The organism is Streptomyces sp. NPDC087859, assembly GCF_044742595.1.
Lineage (GTDB): Bacteria > Actinomycetota > Actinomycetes > Streptomycetales > Streptomycetaceae > Streptomyces > Streptomyces canus_F.
On record NZ_JBIUUU010000010.1, the window covers coordinates 300,785 to 317,051 of the forward strand.

17 protein-coding genes are annotated in these 16,267 nt (G+C 71.4%); 10 read left to right on the plus strand and 7 right to left on the minus strand.

The annotated features are described in order from the left end of the window. The first annotated feature begins 32 nt into the window (after positions 1-32). The 5 genes from ACIOHP_RS26000 to ACIOHP_RS26020 are packed head-to-tail and all read left to right on the plus strand — an operon-like array spanning position 33 to position 4,222. Positions 33-1,388 carry an L-fuconate dehydratase gene (locus ACIOHP_RS26000; RefSeq protein ID WP_361555708.1) on the plus strand — a complete coding sequence of 452 codons (1,356 nt, stop codon included), beginning with the start codon at positions 33-35 and terminating at the stop codon, positions 1,386-1,388. After that, a complete protein-coding gene (locus tag ACIOHP_RS26005; RefSeq protein ID WP_401891361.1) occupies positions 1,385-2,140 on the plus strand; it encodes an SDR family NAD(P)-dependent oxidoreductase in 756 nt (251 codons plus the stop codon). Before ACIOHP_RS26000 ends, ACIOHP_RS26005 begins: the two co-directional genes overlap by 4 nt. Continuing rightward, a complete protein-coding gene (locus tag ACIOHP_RS26010) occupies positions 2,137-3,093 on the plus strand; it encodes an aldo/keto reductase (protein WP_401891363.1) in 957 nt (318 codons plus the stop codon). The genes ACIOHP_RS26005 and ACIOHP_RS26010 overlap by 4 nt, the downstream gene beginning before the upstream one ends. Beyond that, positions 3,090-3,404 carry an L-rhamnose mutarotase gene (locus ACIOHP_RS26015; protein WP_361491170.1) on the plus strand — a complete coding sequence of 105 codons (315 nt, stop codon included), beginning with the start codon at positions 3,090-3,092 and terminating at the stop codon, positions 3,402-3,404. The genes ACIOHP_RS26010 and ACIOHP_RS26015 overlap by 4 nt, the downstream gene beginning before the upstream one ends. Further along, on the plus strand, positions 3,401-4,222 hold the full coding sequence (locus ACIOHP_RS26020) for an amidohydrolase family protein (RefSeq protein ID WP_401891365.1): 822 nt from the start codon (positions 3,401-3,403) through the stop codon (positions 4,220-4,222). Before ACIOHP_RS26015 ends, ACIOHP_RS26020 begins: the two co-directional genes overlap by 4 nt. Here ACIOHP_RS26020 and ACIOHP_RS26025 read toward each other — a convergent pair. Continuing rightward, positions 4,210-5,631, minus strand: coding sequence for a lipase maturation factor family protein (locus tag ACIOHP_RS26025; protein ID WP_361555848.1), 1,422 nt, complete (start codon positions 5,629-5,631; stop codon positions 4,210-4,212). The two genes, ACIOHP_RS26020 and ACIOHP_RS26025, sit on opposite strands and share 13 nt — an antisense overlap. A 130-nt stretch (positions 5,632-5,761) precedes the next feature. On the opposite strand from ACIOHP_RS26025, the gene ACIOHP_RS26030 reads away from it, so the two are divergent. The 3 genes from ACIOHP_RS26030 to ACIOHP_RS26040 are packed head-to-tail and all read left to right on the plus strand — an operon-like array spanning position 5,762 to position 9,994. Further along, positions 5,762-6,964, plus strand: a complete 1,203-nt coding sequence (locus ACIOHP_RS26030; RefSeq protein WP_401891367.1) for a DUF6777 domain-containing protein — start codon at positions 5,762-5,764, stop codon at positions 6,962-6,964. A gap of 59 nt (positions 6,965-7,023) precedes the next feature. Next, entirely contained in the window at positions 7,024-9,099 is a 2,076-nt protein-coding gene (locus ACIOHP_RS26035; protein WP_401891368.1) for a SpoIIE family protein phosphatase, read from the plus strand. A 31-nt stretch (positions 9,100-9,130) separates the two neighbouring features. Beyond that, positions 9,131-9,994 carry a DNA-formamidopyrimidine glycosylase family protein gene (locus tag ACIOHP_RS26040; RefSeq protein WP_361555690.1) on the plus strand — a complete coding sequence of 288 codons (864 nt, stop codon included), beginning with the start codon at positions 9,131-9,133 and terminating at the stop codon, positions 9,992-9,994. A gap of 4 nt (positions 9,995-9,998) precedes the next feature. Here ACIOHP_RS26040 and ACIOHP_RS26045 read toward each other — a convergent pair whose 3' ends face one another. The 4 genes from ACIOHP_RS26045 to ACIOHP_RS26060 form a co-directional block, all read right to left on the minus strand. Next, positions 9,999-10,871: a hypothetical protein gene (locus ACIOHP_RS26045; protein ID WP_401891370.1), complete on the minus strand. Its 873-nt coding sequence runs from the start codon at positions 10,869-10,871 to the stop codon at positions 9,999-10,001. 64 nt (positions 10,872-10,935) lie between these two features. Continuing rightward, a complete protein-coding gene (locus ACIOHP_RS26050; RefSeq protein WP_361555684.1) occupies positions 10,936-11,589 on the minus strand; it encodes a zf-HC2 domain-containing protein in 654 nt (217 codons plus the stop codon). Between the two features lie 207 nt (positions 11,590-11,796). After that, complete coding sequence (locus tag ACIOHP_RS26055; protein ID WP_401891372.1) at positions 11,797-12,312, minus strand: hypothetical protein; 516 nt, start codon at positions 12,310-12,312, stop codon at positions 11,797-11,799. Positions 12,313-12,447: 135 nt separating this feature from the next. Then, entirely contained in the window at positions 12,448-12,993 is a 546-nt protein-coding gene (locus ACIOHP_RS26060) for a sigma-70 family RNA polymerase sigma factor (protein ID WP_266899167.1), read from the minus strand. A gap of 202 nt (positions 12,994-13,195) precedes the next feature. Here ACIOHP_RS26060 and ACIOHP_RS26065 point away from each other — a divergent pair, with 202 nt between their 5' ends. Beyond that, positions 13,196-14,353 carry a CapA family protein gene (locus ACIOHP_RS26065; protein WP_401891374.1) on the plus strand — a complete coding sequence of 386 codons (1,158 nt, stop codon included), beginning with the start codon at positions 13,196-13,198 and terminating at the stop codon, positions 14,351-14,353. Here the strand turns inward: ACIOHP_RS26065 and ACIOHP_RS26070 are convergent, their stop codons facing one another. After that, entirely contained in the window at positions 14,354-14,842 is a 489-nt protein-coding gene (locus ACIOHP_RS26070; RefSeq protein WP_401891375.1) for a MarR family winged helix-turn-helix transcriptional regulator, read from the minus strand. A gap of 57 nt (positions 14,843-14,899) precedes the next feature. Here ACIOHP_RS26070 and ACIOHP_RS26075 point away from each other — a divergent pair, with 57 nt between their 5' ends. Continuing rightward, positions 14,900-15,718: an alpha/beta fold hydrolase gene (locus ACIOHP_RS26075; protein WP_401891377.1), complete on the plus strand. Its 819-nt coding sequence runs from the start codon at positions 14,900-14,902 to the stop codon at positions 15,716-15,718. Between the two features lie 6 nt (positions 15,719-15,724). Here ACIOHP_RS26075 and ACIOHP_RS26080 read toward each other — a convergent pair whose 3' ends face one another. Further along, positions 15,725-16,186: a universal stress protein gene (locus ACIOHP_RS26080; RefSeq protein ID WP_266885137.1), complete on the minus strand. Its 462-nt coding sequence runs from the start codon at positions 16,184-16,186 to the stop codon at positions 15,725-15,727. Positions 16,187-16,267 lie beyond the last annotated feature (81 nt).

A 16,267-nucleotide genomic window follows, 5' to 3' on the forward strand; every position in this document is an offset into this window, starting at 1 on the left:
CTGTTCCCACGACCCCGACCGAAAGGCCCTCAGTGTCACCGACCCCCGGCCCCCCTGCCCGCATCACCGCGCTCGACACCTACGACATCCGCTTCCCGACCTCGCGCGAGCTCGACGGCTCCGACGCGATGAACCCGGACCCCGACTACTCGGCCGCGTACGTCGTCCTGCGCACCGACGGGACCGACGGACACGAGGGGCACGGCTTCAGCTTCACCATCGGGCGGGGCAACGAGGTCCAGGTGGCCGCCATCCACGCGCTCAGGCACCACGTGATCGGCCGGGACGTCGACGAACTCTGCGCCGACCCGGGGACCCTCAACCGCGACCTGATCGGCGACAGCCAGCTGCGCTGGCTCGGCCCCGAGAAGGGCGTGATGCACATGGCGATCGGCGCCGTCATGAACGCCGTATGGGACTTGGCCGCCAAGCGCGCGGGCAAGCCGCTGTGGCGGCTGCTCGCCGACGCCGACCCCGAGTGGCTGGTCGCCCAGATCGACTTCCGCTATCTCACGGACGTCCTCACCCCCCAGGAGGCGCTGGAGATCCTCCGCAAGGGCCGGGAGGGCGCCGGGGACCGCACGGCCAGGCTGCTGGAGCGCGGCTATCCCGCCTACACGACCTCTCCCGGCTGGCTCGGCTACAGCGACGAGAAGCTCACCCGGCTCGCCACCCAGGCCGTCGCCGACGGCTTCCGGCAGATCAAGCTGAAGGTCGGCGCGGACCTCGACGACGACGTACGGCGCTGCCGCGTCGCCCGCCAGGTCGTCGGCCCCGGCGTCCGCGTCGCCATCGACGCCAACCAGCGCTGGGACGTCGACGAGGCGATCCGCTGGACCAAGGCCCTCGCCGAGTTCGACCCCTACTGGATCGAGGAGCCCACCAGCCCCGACGACATCCTCGGCCACGCGGCGATCCGCCAGGCGGTCGCACCGGTGAAGGTGGCCACCGGCGAGCACGTCCAGAACCGCGTCGTCTTCAAGCAGCTCCTCCAGGCCGGCGCCCTCGACGTCGTCCAGATCGACGCGGCCCGCGTCGGCGGCGTCCACGAGAACCTCGCGATCCTGCTGCTCGCCGCGAAGTTCGGCGTACCGGTGTGCCCTCACGCGGGCGGCGTCGGTCTGTGCGAACTTGTCCAGCACCTGTCGATGTTCGACTACGTGGCGGTCACCGGTACCACCGAGGACCGGGTCATCGAGTACGTCGATCATCTGCACGACCACTTCCTCGACCCGGTGGTGATCAGGGAGGGTCACTACACGGCACCCACCTCGCCGGGCTTCTCGGCCGCCATGAAGGCCGAGTCGATCGCGCGGTACACGTTCCCGGACGGCGCCTTCTGGGCCGCCGACCTCGAGACCTCGGGCAAGAAGGGGCACGCGGCATGAGCGACTTCGAGGGGCTGAAGGCCCTGGTGACCGGCGGCGCCTCCGGCATCGGCCGGTCCACCGCCGAACTCCTGGCCGCGCGCGGCGCCCGGGTCGCCGTCCTCGACCTGGACCCCTCGTCGGTGGCGGAGCCGCTGCTCGGCTTCAAGGCCGACGTCAGCGACGACGCCTCGGTGCGCGAGGCGGTCGCCGCCGCCGTCGCGGGGCTCGGCGGCCTCGACATACTGGTCAACAACGCGGGCATCGGCGCCCAGGGCACCGTCGAGGACAACGACGACGCCGAGTGGCACCGCGTCCTGGACGTCAATGTGGTGGGCATGGTCCGCGCGGCCCGTGCCGCACTCCCGCACCTGCGTCGGTCGCAGCATGCCGCGATCGTCAACACCTGCTCCATCGCCGCCACCGCGGGCCTGCCGCAACGCGCCCTCTACAGCGCGACCAAGGGCGCCGTGCACTCCCTCACCCTCGCGATGGCCGCCGACCACGTCCGCGAGGGCATCCGCGTCAACTGCGTCAACCCCGGCACCGCCGACACGCCCTGGATCGGCCGCCTCCTCGACCGGGCCCCCGACCCCACCGCCGAGCGCGCCGCCCTGGAGGCCCGTCAGCCCACCGGCCGTCTCGTCTCGGCGGACGAGGTCGCGGGCGCCATCGCCTATCTGGCGAGCCCGCTGTCCGGCGCCACCACCGGCACCTCCCTCGCGGTCGACGGCGGCATGCACGGCCTGCGACTGCGCCCGGCGGGCCAGTGAGGACCCCGCGCACCCCCAGCGGCCTGGGGTTCGGAGCGGCCGGCATCGGCAACCTCTTCACCGAGGTCACCGATGAGCAGGCGTACGAGGCCGTGTCCGCCGCCTGGCAGCGCGGCATCCGCTACTACGACACCGCCCCCCACTACGGCATCGGCCTGTCCGAACGCCGCCTCGGCGCGGCCCTGCGCGAGCACCCGCGCGAGGAGTACACGATCTCGACGAAGGTCGGCCGCCGCCTGGAACCGTGGGCCGGCGGCGGTGACGACCTCGCGGACGGCTTCGCGGTGCCCGCCACGCACCGCCGCGTCTGGGACTTCACCGAGGACGGCATCCGGCGCACCCTGGACGCCAGTCTGGAACGGCTCGGCCTCGACCGCGTCGACGTCGTCTACCTCCACGACCCCGACGACCACGCCGAAGCGGCCTTCCGGGAGGGCTACCCGGCCCTGGAGAAGCTCCGCTCGGAGGGCGTGGTCGGGGCGATCGGCGCCGGCATGAACCAGACGGAGATGCTCACCCGCTTCGTCCGCGACACCGACGTCGACGTGGTGCTGTGCGCGGGCCGCTACACACTGCTGGACCACAGTGCGCTGACCGACCTGCTGCCCGCGGCCGTGGCCCGCGGCACCTCCGTCGTCGTCGGCGGCGCCTTCAACTCCGGCCTGCTGGCCGACCCGCGGCCGGGAGCGACGTACAACTACACGAGCGCGCCGCCCGAGTTGCTGGACCGGGCCCTGCGCCTGAAGTCGGTCGCCGAACGTCACGGCATCACCCTGCGGGCCGCCGCCCTGGCCTTCTGCGCGGCCCACCCCGCGGTGACCAGCGTCCTCGTCGGCGCCCGCTCGGCCGCCGAGGTCCACGACTGCGCCGACCAGTTCGAGACCGCGGTCCCACCGGAGTTCTGGCAGGAGCTCAGGGACACCGGATTCCTGCCGGCGAAGGAGCCGTCATGAGAGTCGCCCTGCACACCAAGGTCCGCGCCGACCGCGTCGCCGAGTACGACGCGGCCCACCGCGAGGTCCCGAAGGAACTCACCGACGCGATCCGCGCCGCCGGCGCCACCTCCTGGACCATCTGGCGCAGCGGCACCGACCTCTTCCACGTCCTGGAGTGCGAGGACTACGGACGGCTCCTCGCCGAACTGGAGAAACTGCCGGTCAACGTCGCCTGGCAGGCCCGCATGGCCGAGCTGCTCGACGTCGTGCACGACTACTCCGACGAGGGCGCGGCCGCCGGCCTGCCCGTCGTATGGGAACTGCCGTGACGGTCGATGCGCACCACCACCTCTGGGACCTGTCGGTGCGCGACCAGGACTGGATCGCCGAGGACAGCCCGATCCGGCGGGACTTCACCGTCGCCGACCTCGCCCCCGAGGCGGCCGCCGCCGGAGTGGACCGGACGGTCCTCGTGCAGACGGTCACCGTCGCCGAGGAGACCCCGGAGTTCCTGGCGCTGGCCGCCGCACACGACCTGATCGCCGGTGTCGTCGGCTGGACCGATCTCACCCGTCCCGACATCGCCGACGAACTGGCCCGGCTGCGGGAACTCCCCGGCGGCCGATACCTCAAGGGCATCCGCCACCAGGTCCAGGGAGAGCCCGACCCGGAGTGGCTGCTGCGGGCGGACGTACGGCGTGGGCTCGCCGCCGTGGCCGCGGCAGGCCTGGTCTACGACCTCATCGTCCTGCCCCATCAACTGCCCGCCTGCGTCAAAGCGGCTGCCGCCCTGCCCCAACTCACCTTCGTCCTGGACCACTTGGGCAAGCCCCCCATCGCCTCCGGCACCCTGGAACCCTGGGCCGGCGACCTCCGCGCGCTCGCCGCCCACCCCAACACGGTCTGCAAGCTCTCCGGCATGGTCACTGAGGCCGACCTTGCCGCCTGGACCGTGGAGGACCTGCGCCCGTACGCCGACGTCGTCCTGGACGCCTTCGGCCCGGACCGTCTGATGTTCGGCTCGGACTGGCCGGTGTGCGGTCTGGCGGCGACCTACGCCCAAGTCCTGGACGCGGCACGGGAACTGGTCGGCTCCCCTGACCGGCGGATCTTCGAGACGACCGCCACCAGGGTCTACGACCTCTGAGCCACCCCCGCCAGCCTCGTCGGCGGCAGATACTCCCGCACATACGTCCGCTCCCAGCAGGCGCCCGTCTCCCGCAGCTCGCGCCAGCTCGTGTACCGGTAGCGGAAGAGGCGGGCGCGGATGTAGCGGGGCGGCGCGTCGGGCGGGAAGGGCGAGCGGCGCAGCAGCTTGAGGGTGTCGCGGTCGTTCTCCAGGAGCCGTTCCACGAAGGTGCCGAACCAGGAACCGGCGTAGGACGGGGACAGCGCGGCGAACCACATCAGCCAGTCCAGGCGCAGGTGGTACGGCGCGAACTGGCGCGGCCAGCGCCGGGGGTCGCCGGGCTTGCCCTTGAACTCGTACTCCCGCCAGTCCGAGTCCTCGCGCGGCACCTCGTCGGCCGTGCCCTCGACCACCACCTCGTACCGGAAGCGGCTGACACTGCCGAACGCCCCGTAGGTGTTGACCAGATGGAGCGGGTCGAAGGAGCGGTTCATGATCTGGCGGCGGGAGATCATGTTCGTCACCGGGTGGTAGCTGAGGTACGCGATCAGCGCGGCGACGGCCAGGACCACGATCTCGTACCAGAGCGGGGCGGCGGGCCGGGAGGGCGGGTCGCCCGGGAGCTCCAGCGCCGAGACCGCGAGCACGATCGTGATCCAGTTCAGCCAGGAGAAGTTGCCCGACAGGACCAGCCACAACTGGGTGACGATCATCAGGGACGCGGCCGCCGTGGCGATCGGCTGCGGGGTGAACAGCAGGACGGGGACGACGAGTTGGGTGAAGTGGTTCGCCGCCACCTCGGCCCGGTGCAGCGGGCGGGGGAGATGGTGGAAGAACCAGCTCAGCGGGCCCGGCATCGGCTGGGTCTCGTGGTGGTAGTCCAGGCAGGTCAGCTTCCGCCAGCACGCGTCACCGCGCATCTTGATCAGCCCCGCCCCGAACTCCACCCGGAACAGGATCCAGCGCAGCAGGAACAGGACGACGATCGGTGGGGCCACCTCGTCGTTGCCGAGGAACACGGCGAGGAAGCCGACCTCGAGGAGCAGGGACTCCCAGCCGAAGCCGTACCAGGTCTGGCCGACGTTGACGATCGACAGGTACAGCACCCAGGGCAGCAGCCACAGCATCATGCCGCCCCACAACGGCAGTTGTGAGTCGAGGCCGGCGAGCAGCGCCGCCGAGATCGCGCAGCCGGACCAGGCGCAGGCCGCGAAGAAGCGGTCCGAGTAGTGCAGGTGGAACAGGCTCGGTGCCGCCTTGAAGGGGACCCGCTGGACATGGCGGGGGATGGGCAGCATGCCGCGCGCGCCGAGCAGGGCCCGGAACTGCAGGGCCGCCGTCAGGAACGCGACGAGGTACACGCCGGCCAGGGCCCGCTGGAAGACCAGCCGGCTCAGCCAGTAGTCGGGTGCGGTGAACCAGTCCACGGCCAGTACCCCTGCCTCCATTGTCGCGCGGAACCGTGTGTCACGCTCCGTGTACCGTGCCTCCGCTTGCGTAACCCAAGTGAGTGAAGCAGACAATGGTGATGAAATGCCCGGATTGAGGCGGGAGAGCATGGTGCGTCCATTCACCGGAACCTTTGGCACGGCCTGCGCGCTCGCGACGGCACTGATCGTCGTCGGCTGCGTCGGCTCCGGCGACGAGAGCGCGAATGCCGGCGGAGAACTCTTTCTCCAGCCCGTCGCGGCCCAGGGCCCCGACCCCTTCACGGACTCGACGCAGACCTCGGCGGCCGCACCCTCGCCCGTCACCCGGACGCGGCAACCGGCGGGGTCGGGCGTGCGGTCGATCTCCGGCGGGACGCCCGGCCTGTACGGCGGCACCGTCGGGTCGGGCAGCTGTGACGTGAACCGGCAGATCGGCCATCTCACGGCGGACCGGGCCAAGGGGCGGGCCTTCGCACAGGTCGAGGGCATCTCCCAGGACGCGATCCCGTCCTATCTGCGCTCGCTGACCTCGGTCGTGCTGCGCGCCGACACCCGTGTCACCAACCACGGCTACCGGGACGGGCGCACCACCACCTACCAGTCCGTCCTCCAGAGCGGCACCGCGGTTCTCGTCGACACCCGGGGCGTGCCGCGCGTCCGCTGCGCCTGCGGCAACCCGCTCACACCCGCGCGGGCCACGAACGGCGGCACGGTCACCAGCGGGCGGCCGTGGTCCGGCTACCGGCACGGCCAGGTGGTCGTGGTGGCCCCGGCGCCCCGCGTGATCACCCACATCACGATCATCGACATCGTCGACAACACCTGGATCGAGCGGCGCTGCGGGCACGACACCCGGCACGACCACGTCGTACCGCGTCCGCAGCCGGTGGCGCCGGCGTCCACGCATCCGCCGAGCGCCTCCGAGAGCGACTCCGGCGCGCCGCCGAGCCGGTCCGACGCGAGTCCGCGTCCGGACGCGAGCGCCGGTGAGAGCGCCTCCCCGAGCGAAGAGAGCTCCGCGCCGGACAGTCCGGCGACCGACTGCGTCACCCCGACCGCGACCGTCACCCCGGGCGTCCCCCTGACCGGCACTCCCGCCCCCGAGGACCCCGCCTGCCCCGCCGCGACGGTCACGGGGACGCCTCCGGCCGAGGTGGTGCCCGACGAGCCCACGGTCGACAACCCGTCGGTCACGGAGGAGGTCGGCCCGCAGACCGTCCCCGACACCCCCGACGTCCCCGACGGCGCCGGTCTGATCCCCGACGGTCCCGACGAGCCGACGGCGACCGACAGCATCTTCGACAGCCCCACCGGCGTGTTCGGAGGCTGACCCCCACGCGTCGGTCCCTACCAGTCGAAGAATCAGACAAACCCTGGCAAGGTGGGCCCATGGTTGATCGGGGAGCGAGCGCCCCGTCACTCCCGGACGACTGGCCCGCCCACCCGGACCCGATCCTGGCGCTCAACCTCATGGGCAGCTTCGACTGGGACCTGGACACCGGTCTGTTCCACATGGACGCCCAGGCCCACGAGGTCTTCGACCTGCGCCCCGACGAATACAACGGCCACCCCGAGACCCTCGCGATCCGCGTCCCGTCCCCGGAGGCCTACCGGCTCGACGCCCTCGTCTCCCAGGCCATGAAGGACGGCAGCGAGAACTACGGCACCTACTTCCGCATCCGCTGCCGCAACGGCGCGCTGCGCTGGACCCACACCCAGGGCTACATCCGGCGCGACGAGACGGGCCGCCCGCGCCGCATCGTCGGCATCGTCCGCGACGCCACCCAGGAAGTCCAGGACATCGAGGACCGCCGCAGACAGGCCAGCCGGGACGAGGCCCGGCAGGAGCAGACCAACGTCGTCCAGCTCACGACCGCGGCACTCGCGTACGCCCGCACCGTCGACGACGTCATCGACGTCCTCAAGGACACCCACGGCCTCACCCACCTCGGCGCCACCAGCCTGGTCATGGGTCTGGTCGAGGCGGGCCGTATCCGGCTGGTCGCGGAGGGCCCCGCGGGCAGCTTCGTCCCCGGCACCGACGTCACCCGCATCGACGAGCCGTACCCGATGAGCGAGGTCGTGCGCACCCTGACCCCGCGCTTCATCGAGTCGCCGCAGGAGTTCGCCGAGAGCTATCCGCTGCTGTGGCCGCACATCACCGACCTGAACATCACCTCGGCCGCCTACCTCCCGCTGATCGCCCAGGCCCGGCCCATCGGCGCCATGGGCCTGCTCTACAGCGACCGGCGCGGCTTCTCGCCCGAGGACCGCAACGTCCTCGTCGCGTTGGGCTCCAGCATCGCGCAGAGCCTCCAGCGGGCCATGTTCTACGAGCAGGAGAAAGATCTCGCCAGCGGTCTCCAGCAGGCCATGCTGCCGCGCACCATCCCCAGCGTGCGCGGCGCCGACGTCGCCGTCCGCTACCGCTCGGCCGCCTTCGGCAGGGACATCGGCGGCGACTGGTACGACCTCATCCCGCTGCCCGGCGGCCGGGTCGGCGCCGTCATCGGCGACGTCCAGGGCCACGACACCCACGCCGCCGCCGTCATGGGCCAGCTGCGGATCGTCCTGCGCGCCTACGCCGCCGAGGGGCACACGCCCGCCACCGTGATGGCCCGCGCCTCCGTCTTCCTGCACGAACTGGACACCGACCGCTTCGCGACCTGCCTGTACGCCGAGGCGGACCTCGCCACCGGAGTCGTCCAGGTCGTCCGGGCAGGCCATATCGACCCCCTGCTACGGCGGGCCGACGGCAGCTGCCACCGTGTCCCCGTCGAGGGCGGGCTGCCGCTCGGACTGTCCGCCGAGTTCGGGCGCCTGGAGTACCCCGTCGGCACGGTCGAGCTCGACCCCGGCAACACGCTGATGCTGTGCACCGACGGCCTGGTCGAGACGCCCGGCGCCGATCTCGACGACGGCATGCAGACCCTCACCGCCCTCATCGCCGCCGGCCCCGCGGACGTCCGCGACCTCGCCGACCGGCTGATCGACGTGGCCGAGGAACGCGGCGGCGACGACGACGTGGCCCTGCTCCTGCTGCGCCGCCGGGGCCTGGACGCCCCGCAGTCCGGCGGCCGGCTCCAGCAGCATGTCGCCTCGGGCGATCCGGAGGCGCTGGCCGAGGCCCGGCACATGATCCGCGCGGCGGTCCGGGGCTGGGGCGCCCGGGACCGGGCCGACGAGATCGAGCTGGTCGCCGACGAACTGGTCACCAACGCCCTCATGCACACCGAGGGCTCCGCCATCGTCACCCTGCGGGTCCTGGCCGGCTCCGACCGCCGGTTCCGCGTCGAGGTCGAGGACTCCTCCAGCGCCCTGCCGCGCCGCCGCGAGGCGGGGGAGTCGGGGGTCTCGGGGCGGGGCCTGCTCCTGGTCGACCTGCTCACCGACGTGTGGGGCGTGGAGGCGCGGGGCGGCGGCAAGTGCGTGTGGTGCGAGTTCGTGGTGCGGGAACGGAGCTGAGCACTCCGGCCCCCGGTGGCACTCTGGACGTATGCCGGAACTCCCCGAGGTCGAAGCGCTCAAGGACTTCCTGACCGAGAACCTGGTCGGCCACGAGATCGTGCGCGTGCTGCCCGTGGCGATCAGCGTCCTGAAGACGTACGACCCTCCGCTCAGCGCCGTGGAGGGCCACGAGGTCACCGCGGTGCACCGGCACGGCAAGTTCCTGGACCTCGCCACCGACGGCGGCCCGCACTTCGTGACCCACCTGGCCCGCGCCGGCTGGCTGCACTGGAAGGACCGGCTCCCCGACGGCCCGCCCCGCCCCGGCAAGGGCCCCCTCGCCCTGCGGGTGGCCCTGGAGACGGGCGCCGGCTTCGACCTGACCGAGGCGGGCACACAGAAGCGCCTCGCCGTGTACGTCGTCCGGGACCCCCAGGACGTCCCGGGCGTGGCCCGGCTCGGCCCCGACCCGCTCGCGGACGACTTCGACGAGCGGCGCTTCGCGGACCTGCTGAAGGACGAACGACGCCGGCTCAAGGGCGCCCTGCGCGACCAGAGCCTGATCGCCGGAGTCGGCAACGCCTACAGCGACGAGATCCTCCACGCGGCGAGGATGTCCCCCTTCAAACTGGCCGCCTCCCTCACCCCGGAGGAGACGGGACGTCTGTACGAGGCCCTGAGAGGCACCCTCACAGAGGCGGTCGAACGCTCCCGCGGTGTGGCGGCCGGGCGGCTGAAGGCCGAGAAGAAGAGCGGTCTGCGGGTCCACGGCCGCACCGGCGAACCCTGTCCCGTGTGCGGCGACACCGTCCGCGAGGTCTCCTTCAGCGACTCCTCCCTCCAGTACTGCCCGACCTGCCAGACGGGCGGAAAGCCCCTGGCGGACCGCAGGATGTCGAGGCTTCTCAAGTAGCGCGTCAGCCGTGTTCGGTCCGGTGCCCGTACGGCACCGGCGCGCCCGTGAACGCGTCGAGGAGGACCCGTTCCCCGAGCTCGCTGTCCAGCTTCACGGTCACGTTCTCCATGAGCAGGTTGGAGGTGCACGGACCGTCGTTCGTTCCGACGACCGCCGCGGACAGCACCACGCTGCCGTCGGTCTCCAGGGCGCGCACGGCGGGCCCGTCGTCGCAGGCTCCATGGCCCGCGAGGACGGTGACGGACTGGCCGTCCGCGCTGGTCCTGATGAACTGCTCCAGCGGCATCTGCTCGTCCGTGGGGGTCTCCCGGGCGGGTCCGATCGGGGACTCGGGAAGCTCCGAGGGTTCGATCGCGACGCGCTTGAGCGGGGTGTCGTACCCCTTCAGCGTGAACAGCCAGGCCGGGACGGTGGCCGGACCCCGGCTGGTGATCAGGGTCGTCTTTCCCAGCTTCGCCCCGGTCACGGTCAGATGCGGTCCGTCGTCACCGCCGCGGGCCACGCTGTCGTATGCCTGCCGCGCGTCCATGAGGGGCAGGGCGAGCGAACCGCCGCCGCGCCACTCGACCTTGCCCTTCTCGGGCGAGGTGGTGGGCAGTTCACCGTCGAGGACGAAGTTCTGTGCCCCGTAGGCCGTCTTGTCGGCGCTGTTGCGGAAGGCGTTGTCGGGCAGCTGGACCACGTCCGCCATCGGGTAGTACCCCTTGCGCCACACCTCGGCCGCCCGTGAACCGTCCCAGGCGTCGGCCACCTTCTGGGCCCGGGACCTGGACTCGTCGCTCTGGGCGCGTGAGCCGTGTTCGCTGCCGCAGCCGGCGAGGAGCAGTGCGAACGGAACCAATAGACCGGCAGTTCGTGCGACGCGTGTACGCATGTGTTCCCCCAGGACCGAACGATTGTCGCTCCTGAGACGCCGGGACCGTGCTCGGCGTTCGCTCTCAGCCGGAGTCGAGTGTCACCAGGTGCTCGCCGTCGGTGGTGCGGACCTCGTAACGGGCGATCTGGTCGGGGTGGTAGGACGAGGCGCCGTTCATGATCAGCTCGCGGGCGTCGTGGCGCGGGACGCTCCAGGTGGTGACCGTCTCCTCGGTGCCGTCGCGGCCGACGATCACCAGGAGACAGGTGCGGGGGCCCGCCCCGTCCTTCACCTTCAGCTCCACCTGGGCGCCCGCGGTCTCGTCCGCGGCCGTGACCTGGGCCCATACCCCGGACCGCGCGTCGGTCGCCTCGATCTGCCGGGCGGCCTTGTCCCCGCCGCCGGCGGCGATCACGATCCCGGGTCCGGCCACCGCGAACGCGACGGTCGCCGCCACTGCGCACAGGAACCGCCTGCGTCCGGACCGATGGCGCGCCCCCACCTCGGAGAGCAGCCGGTCCAGCATCCGGGGTCCGGGCTTGGCCAGCGGACTCACGAACTGGGGGGTGGAGCGCCGGTACAGCATCATCTGGCGGGTTATGGGGCCGAATTCGGTGACGTGCGCCGCGCACCGAGGGCACTCCATGAGGTGATCCTCGAAGCGGAAGGCGTCCGCCTCGTCCAGCACGCCGAGCGCGTACGCGGCGACGTCGCGATGCCTCTCCTGGGACCTCATGCGGAATCCTCGTGCCGTTGGGTGTGGGTGGGGTTACTCCTTGCTCCCACCCGTACGCAGCGGACCGTCGAATCACTCAAGCCCCGCACAGAATCGCAACCATTGGATTCGGAGCGGCCAAACACGAGGATTGGTCCCGTTCGAAAAAAGTCCGGGACCGCCTCCTCCGGGGCCGCGCACGGCCGGAATCCCGAGGCTGCGCATGGCTCAGAACAGATGGATGGCGAGATGCCCGAGCGGCAGCCCGAGCTGCCAGGCCTTCGTCCACACCTGCGGACCCTCGTCGTCGCCGACGCCCGAACTGCCGCCGGGCACCGCGTTGAGGTCCGGGGCGAGGAGCTCGGTCTCCTCCAACCATTGCCAGGCCGCCTCGGCCAGGTCCAAGTCGGGTGCGGGGGCCCCGGATTCGATTGCCTCTGCCGCGAGCCCCGCCATCCGCTCGCGCACCCAGTCCTGCCACGGCTGGTCGTACGCCGTCAGCGACAGCCAGGTCTCCAGCTGGGAGACGACCCGGATGCCGGACAGCTCGCCGTCGGTGTCGGACAGGAAGATGGTCAGCGCCAGGGCGTCGCGCCCGGCGCGGAACTCGAAGGACGTCGGCGGCATCAGATCGCCGGTCCGCAGCAGCTCGTCGGCGATGTACTCGGCGTACAACCAGGCCATGGGGACGGTGAGTTCACCGCCGCCGGCGCCGTCCGTGCTCTCTTGACCTCTGTGCAGCATCCCTTCCTGCCTTCCTCCGGTGCGTGCGCGTCGCCCGTTGCCGGGCCCCAGTGCGGAACACGGATGAAGACAGCCGATTACTCAACCATGGTCCTCAGCAAGGCGCTTTGCGAAGGCTTTGCCGCAACATGGGTTTCAGCGCAGGTCGGCCGCATATCCGGGCAGGACCCGGCGCAGGGCACGCAGCGCGTAGTACGCGCGGGACTTCACGGTACCGGGCGGAATCCCGAGGGTTGCCGCGGCCTCCGCCACACTCGCCCCCTGGAAATACACCAGCACCAGGACTTCACGGTGCTCCGGAGTGAGTGTCTTCACAGCCTCGCGCACATCGAGGGTCGCCGCCGCCCGCTCGGCGTGATCGGCGCAGACCCGCGCGTTCTCCAGGATCGCGTCCCCGACCTCCGGCGGACGCGCCTGCCGGGCCCGCCGCGCGTCGATCGCCAGCCGCCGTCCCACGGTCAGCAGCCAGGGCCGTACCGAATCGAAGTCGTCGGCGCGCAGGGCCTCGGGATGCTGCCAGGCCCGTACGAGGGTCTCCTGGACGAGGTCCTCGGCGCGCTGCCGGTCTCCGTCGCACAGTCGGAGCAGTAGCGCGAAGAGAGGCCGGCCGTGCTCCCGCTGCAGTGCGGCGAGCTCGTGCTCGGCGGTCGTCCCGTTCGTGAGCGTGGTTCCGGCCGTCATGGCCGTATGGCATCGCAGCGTGCGGGTGAGGGACAGGCCACGTACCCGGATCTGCGGTGGACGGTCGATCGCGTCGACGAACGGTACGGCGAACGGTTCCCTCCACATCGCCCATAGGGCGAATGAACGGGCTGGGCAGTTTGCGGCCGTGCTCATCTCCGTACCTATTTGTGCGTAAATATGATCACAGTGGGGTGAGCTGATGATTGCACGCAGACGACAGGTGGCCCTGGCCCTCACGGCCCTCCTGGCCGCGGGCGCCGCCTGCCAGGCCCAGGACCACGAACCTCCCGAACGCCCCGGCCGTCCGGCCCCGTCCGCCGACGGGTCCCGCGGCTTCACGCTCGTCGCCTCCGGTGACGTCCTCCCGCACAGCTCCATCATCGACCGCGCCCGTTTCGACGGGGGCGGCACCGGCTACGACTTCCGCCCGATGCTGTCCGGTGTCGAACCGGTGGTCTCCCGCGCCGATCTGGCGCTGTGTCACATGGAGACCGTCTACGGCGCCGACGGCGACTACACCGGATATCCCGCCTTCAAATCCCCGCCCGAAGTCGCCGAGGGGCTCGCCGCCACCGGCTACGACGGCTGTTCCACCGCCTCCAACCACAGCCTCGACGACGGCGCCCAGGGCATCGGCCGCACCCTCGACGCCCTCGACCGCCAGGGCGTACGGCACGCCGGCAGCGCACGCAGCGAGGCCGAGGCGCGGACCGTCACGGTCCTGCGCGCGGGCGCCGCGAAGGTCGCCCACCTCGCGTACACCTATGACACCAACGGCTACCCCCTGCCGCCGGGGCAGCCCTGGGCCGTCAACCTCATCGACGAGGGCAAGATCCTCGCCGACGCCCGCGCCGCCCGGCAGGCCGGTGCCGACGTGGTCGTCGTGTCCGTCCACTGGGGCACCGAATGGCAGGACGCCCCCGACGACCGTCAGCTCACGCTGGCGCGCTCCCTCACCGCGGCCCGTACGGGCGGCCGTCCCGACATCGACCTGATCCTCGGCACCCATGCCCATGTCCCGCAGGCGTACGAGAAGGTGAACGGCACCTGGGTCGTCTACGGCATGGGCGACCAGATCGCCGGCGAGATGTACAACTACCAGGGCGCCCAGGACCCGCGCGGCAACCAGTCGAGCATCGGGCGCTTCACCTTCGTACCGCCCGCGAAACCGGGCGGCCGGTGGGAGGTGACGAAGGCCGAGTTCCTTCCGCAGCTGTTCGACATCGACGCGGGCCGGGTGGTGAACCTCAACCAGGCCATCGCGGAGGGCGCCGAGCTGACCGGCGTGCGCGACCGCATCCGGGACGTGGTGCTGAGCCGGGGTGCGGCGAAGGACGGGCTGACGATGGGGAAGTAGTCACTCGACGTCCGGTCGGTCCACGTCCACGTGGTCGAACGTCCGCAGCATCTCCTTCAGCACGCGAGCGCATGCCCTGAGCTCGGCCTCGGTCAGATCGCCTCCGACCTGCCGGTTCAGGGCGTGCTCGCGCGCGAGGATCGCCGTGGCGACGGCCTCGCCCTCCTCGCTGATCCGGATCAGCGAGGACCGCTGGTGCGCGGGGTTGGGTGTGGCCTCCGCCCAGCCCCTCGCCGTGGCGTCGTTGGTCATGCGCTGTACGAACTGCCGGGTCAGCGTCATGATCCGGGCCATCTGAGGCACCGTCATGGGCCCGTACCGGTGGAGCAGTACGAGCACGGAGCGCACCCCGACGGACACCCCCTCGATCTCCTCGCCCTGCTCCAGCTTGCGCAGGCCGCGTCGGTAGAGCGCGCCGACCAGGTCGAACACCTCGCTGACCCGGTGGCCGAGTTCGTCGGGTGGGAGTGGTTCGTCGATGTCGTTCACCCGGCCATCATGACACCTCGGTTGTCAAAATCGCCAGAAGATGACACCTTGGTTGTCATGACAGCTGCTTCGGAACTGAGCTACTACACGTCCACCGACGGCGACCTCGCCTACCGCGACATGGGCACCGGGGACCTCGTGGTGCTGGTGCACTCCGGATTCGCCGACCACCGCGTCTTCGACGAGCAGATACCGGCGCTGGCCTCCGCCGGCTTCCGGGTCGTCGCACCCGACGTACGCGGCCACGGCTTCTCCGCCAACGCGACCAAGCCGTTCCGCTGGGCGGACGACCTCGGCGGTCTGCTGCGCCACCTCGACGCGGGGCCCGCGGTCCTCGTCGGACTGTGCATGGGCGCGGCGGTCGTCACCGACACCGTGCAGGAGTATCCCGAGCTGGTCCGTGCGGTGGTCGTCTGCGGCGCCGGGACCAGCGCCTTCGAGTACGCCGATCCGTGGACGCTGGAGCGCGCGGGCGAGTCGGCCGGCATGCTGGCCGCCGGTGACATCGAGGGCTGGGTCGAGGCCTTCGGGCGGAACGCGACCGGACCGCACCGCACGGTCGACGACGTCGCCCCGGACGTCGTACGACGGCTGCGGGAGGTGGCCGCGCACACCATCTCCAAGCACACGGCCGGCGAGACGGACTGGCTGACACCCCTGACGGACCCCTGGGCGCGGCTCCCGAAGATCGACGTACCGGTCCTCGCCGTGCACGGAGCCCTGGACGCCTCCGACGCCATCGCCATGGCGGAGCGGGTGGTGGACGCCGTGCCCGACGGCCGCAGCGTGACGATCGAGGGCGTCGGGCACTACCCGCACATGGAGAAGCCCGAGGAGTTCAACGCGATCCTGCTCGACTTCCTCCGCACCCTCTGAACGGACCTACGGGACCACGGTCACCGGCCACCGTCCGGCCTTCACCAGTCGCACCGCGACCGAGCCGACGATCCGGTGACCGGCCTGTTCGGAGGCGCCCACCACCACGGCGTCCGCCTTGAGTTCGTCCGCGGCCCTCACCAGGCCGCTGTAGGGGTCCCCGCGGAACGTGTGGAACTCCCACCGCACATCGAATATCCCCTTGGTGCGCTCGGTCGCCTCCCGGATCTGGGCGACCAGATCCTCGGCGATCTCGTCGGTCGTCTCCGCGACCGGTGCCCCGAGCGCCGCGCCCGCCGTCATCACCGGCTGCACGTACACGACCGCCAGGAGAGCGTGCTGGCGGCGGGCGAGGCCCCCCGCGTACGCCGCCGCCCGGAAGGAGGAGTCGGAGCCGTCCACTCCGACCACGATGACCTTCGGCCCGTCCGTGCCCCGCTCGAACTGGTGCGAGTGCTGTTCCGTCACGGCTGGAGGCTATCGGAATGCCCAGCTCCCGCCGCCGAGCGGGGCCTCCCGACGGGCGGTACGGCGCGGCTGTTCCTACAG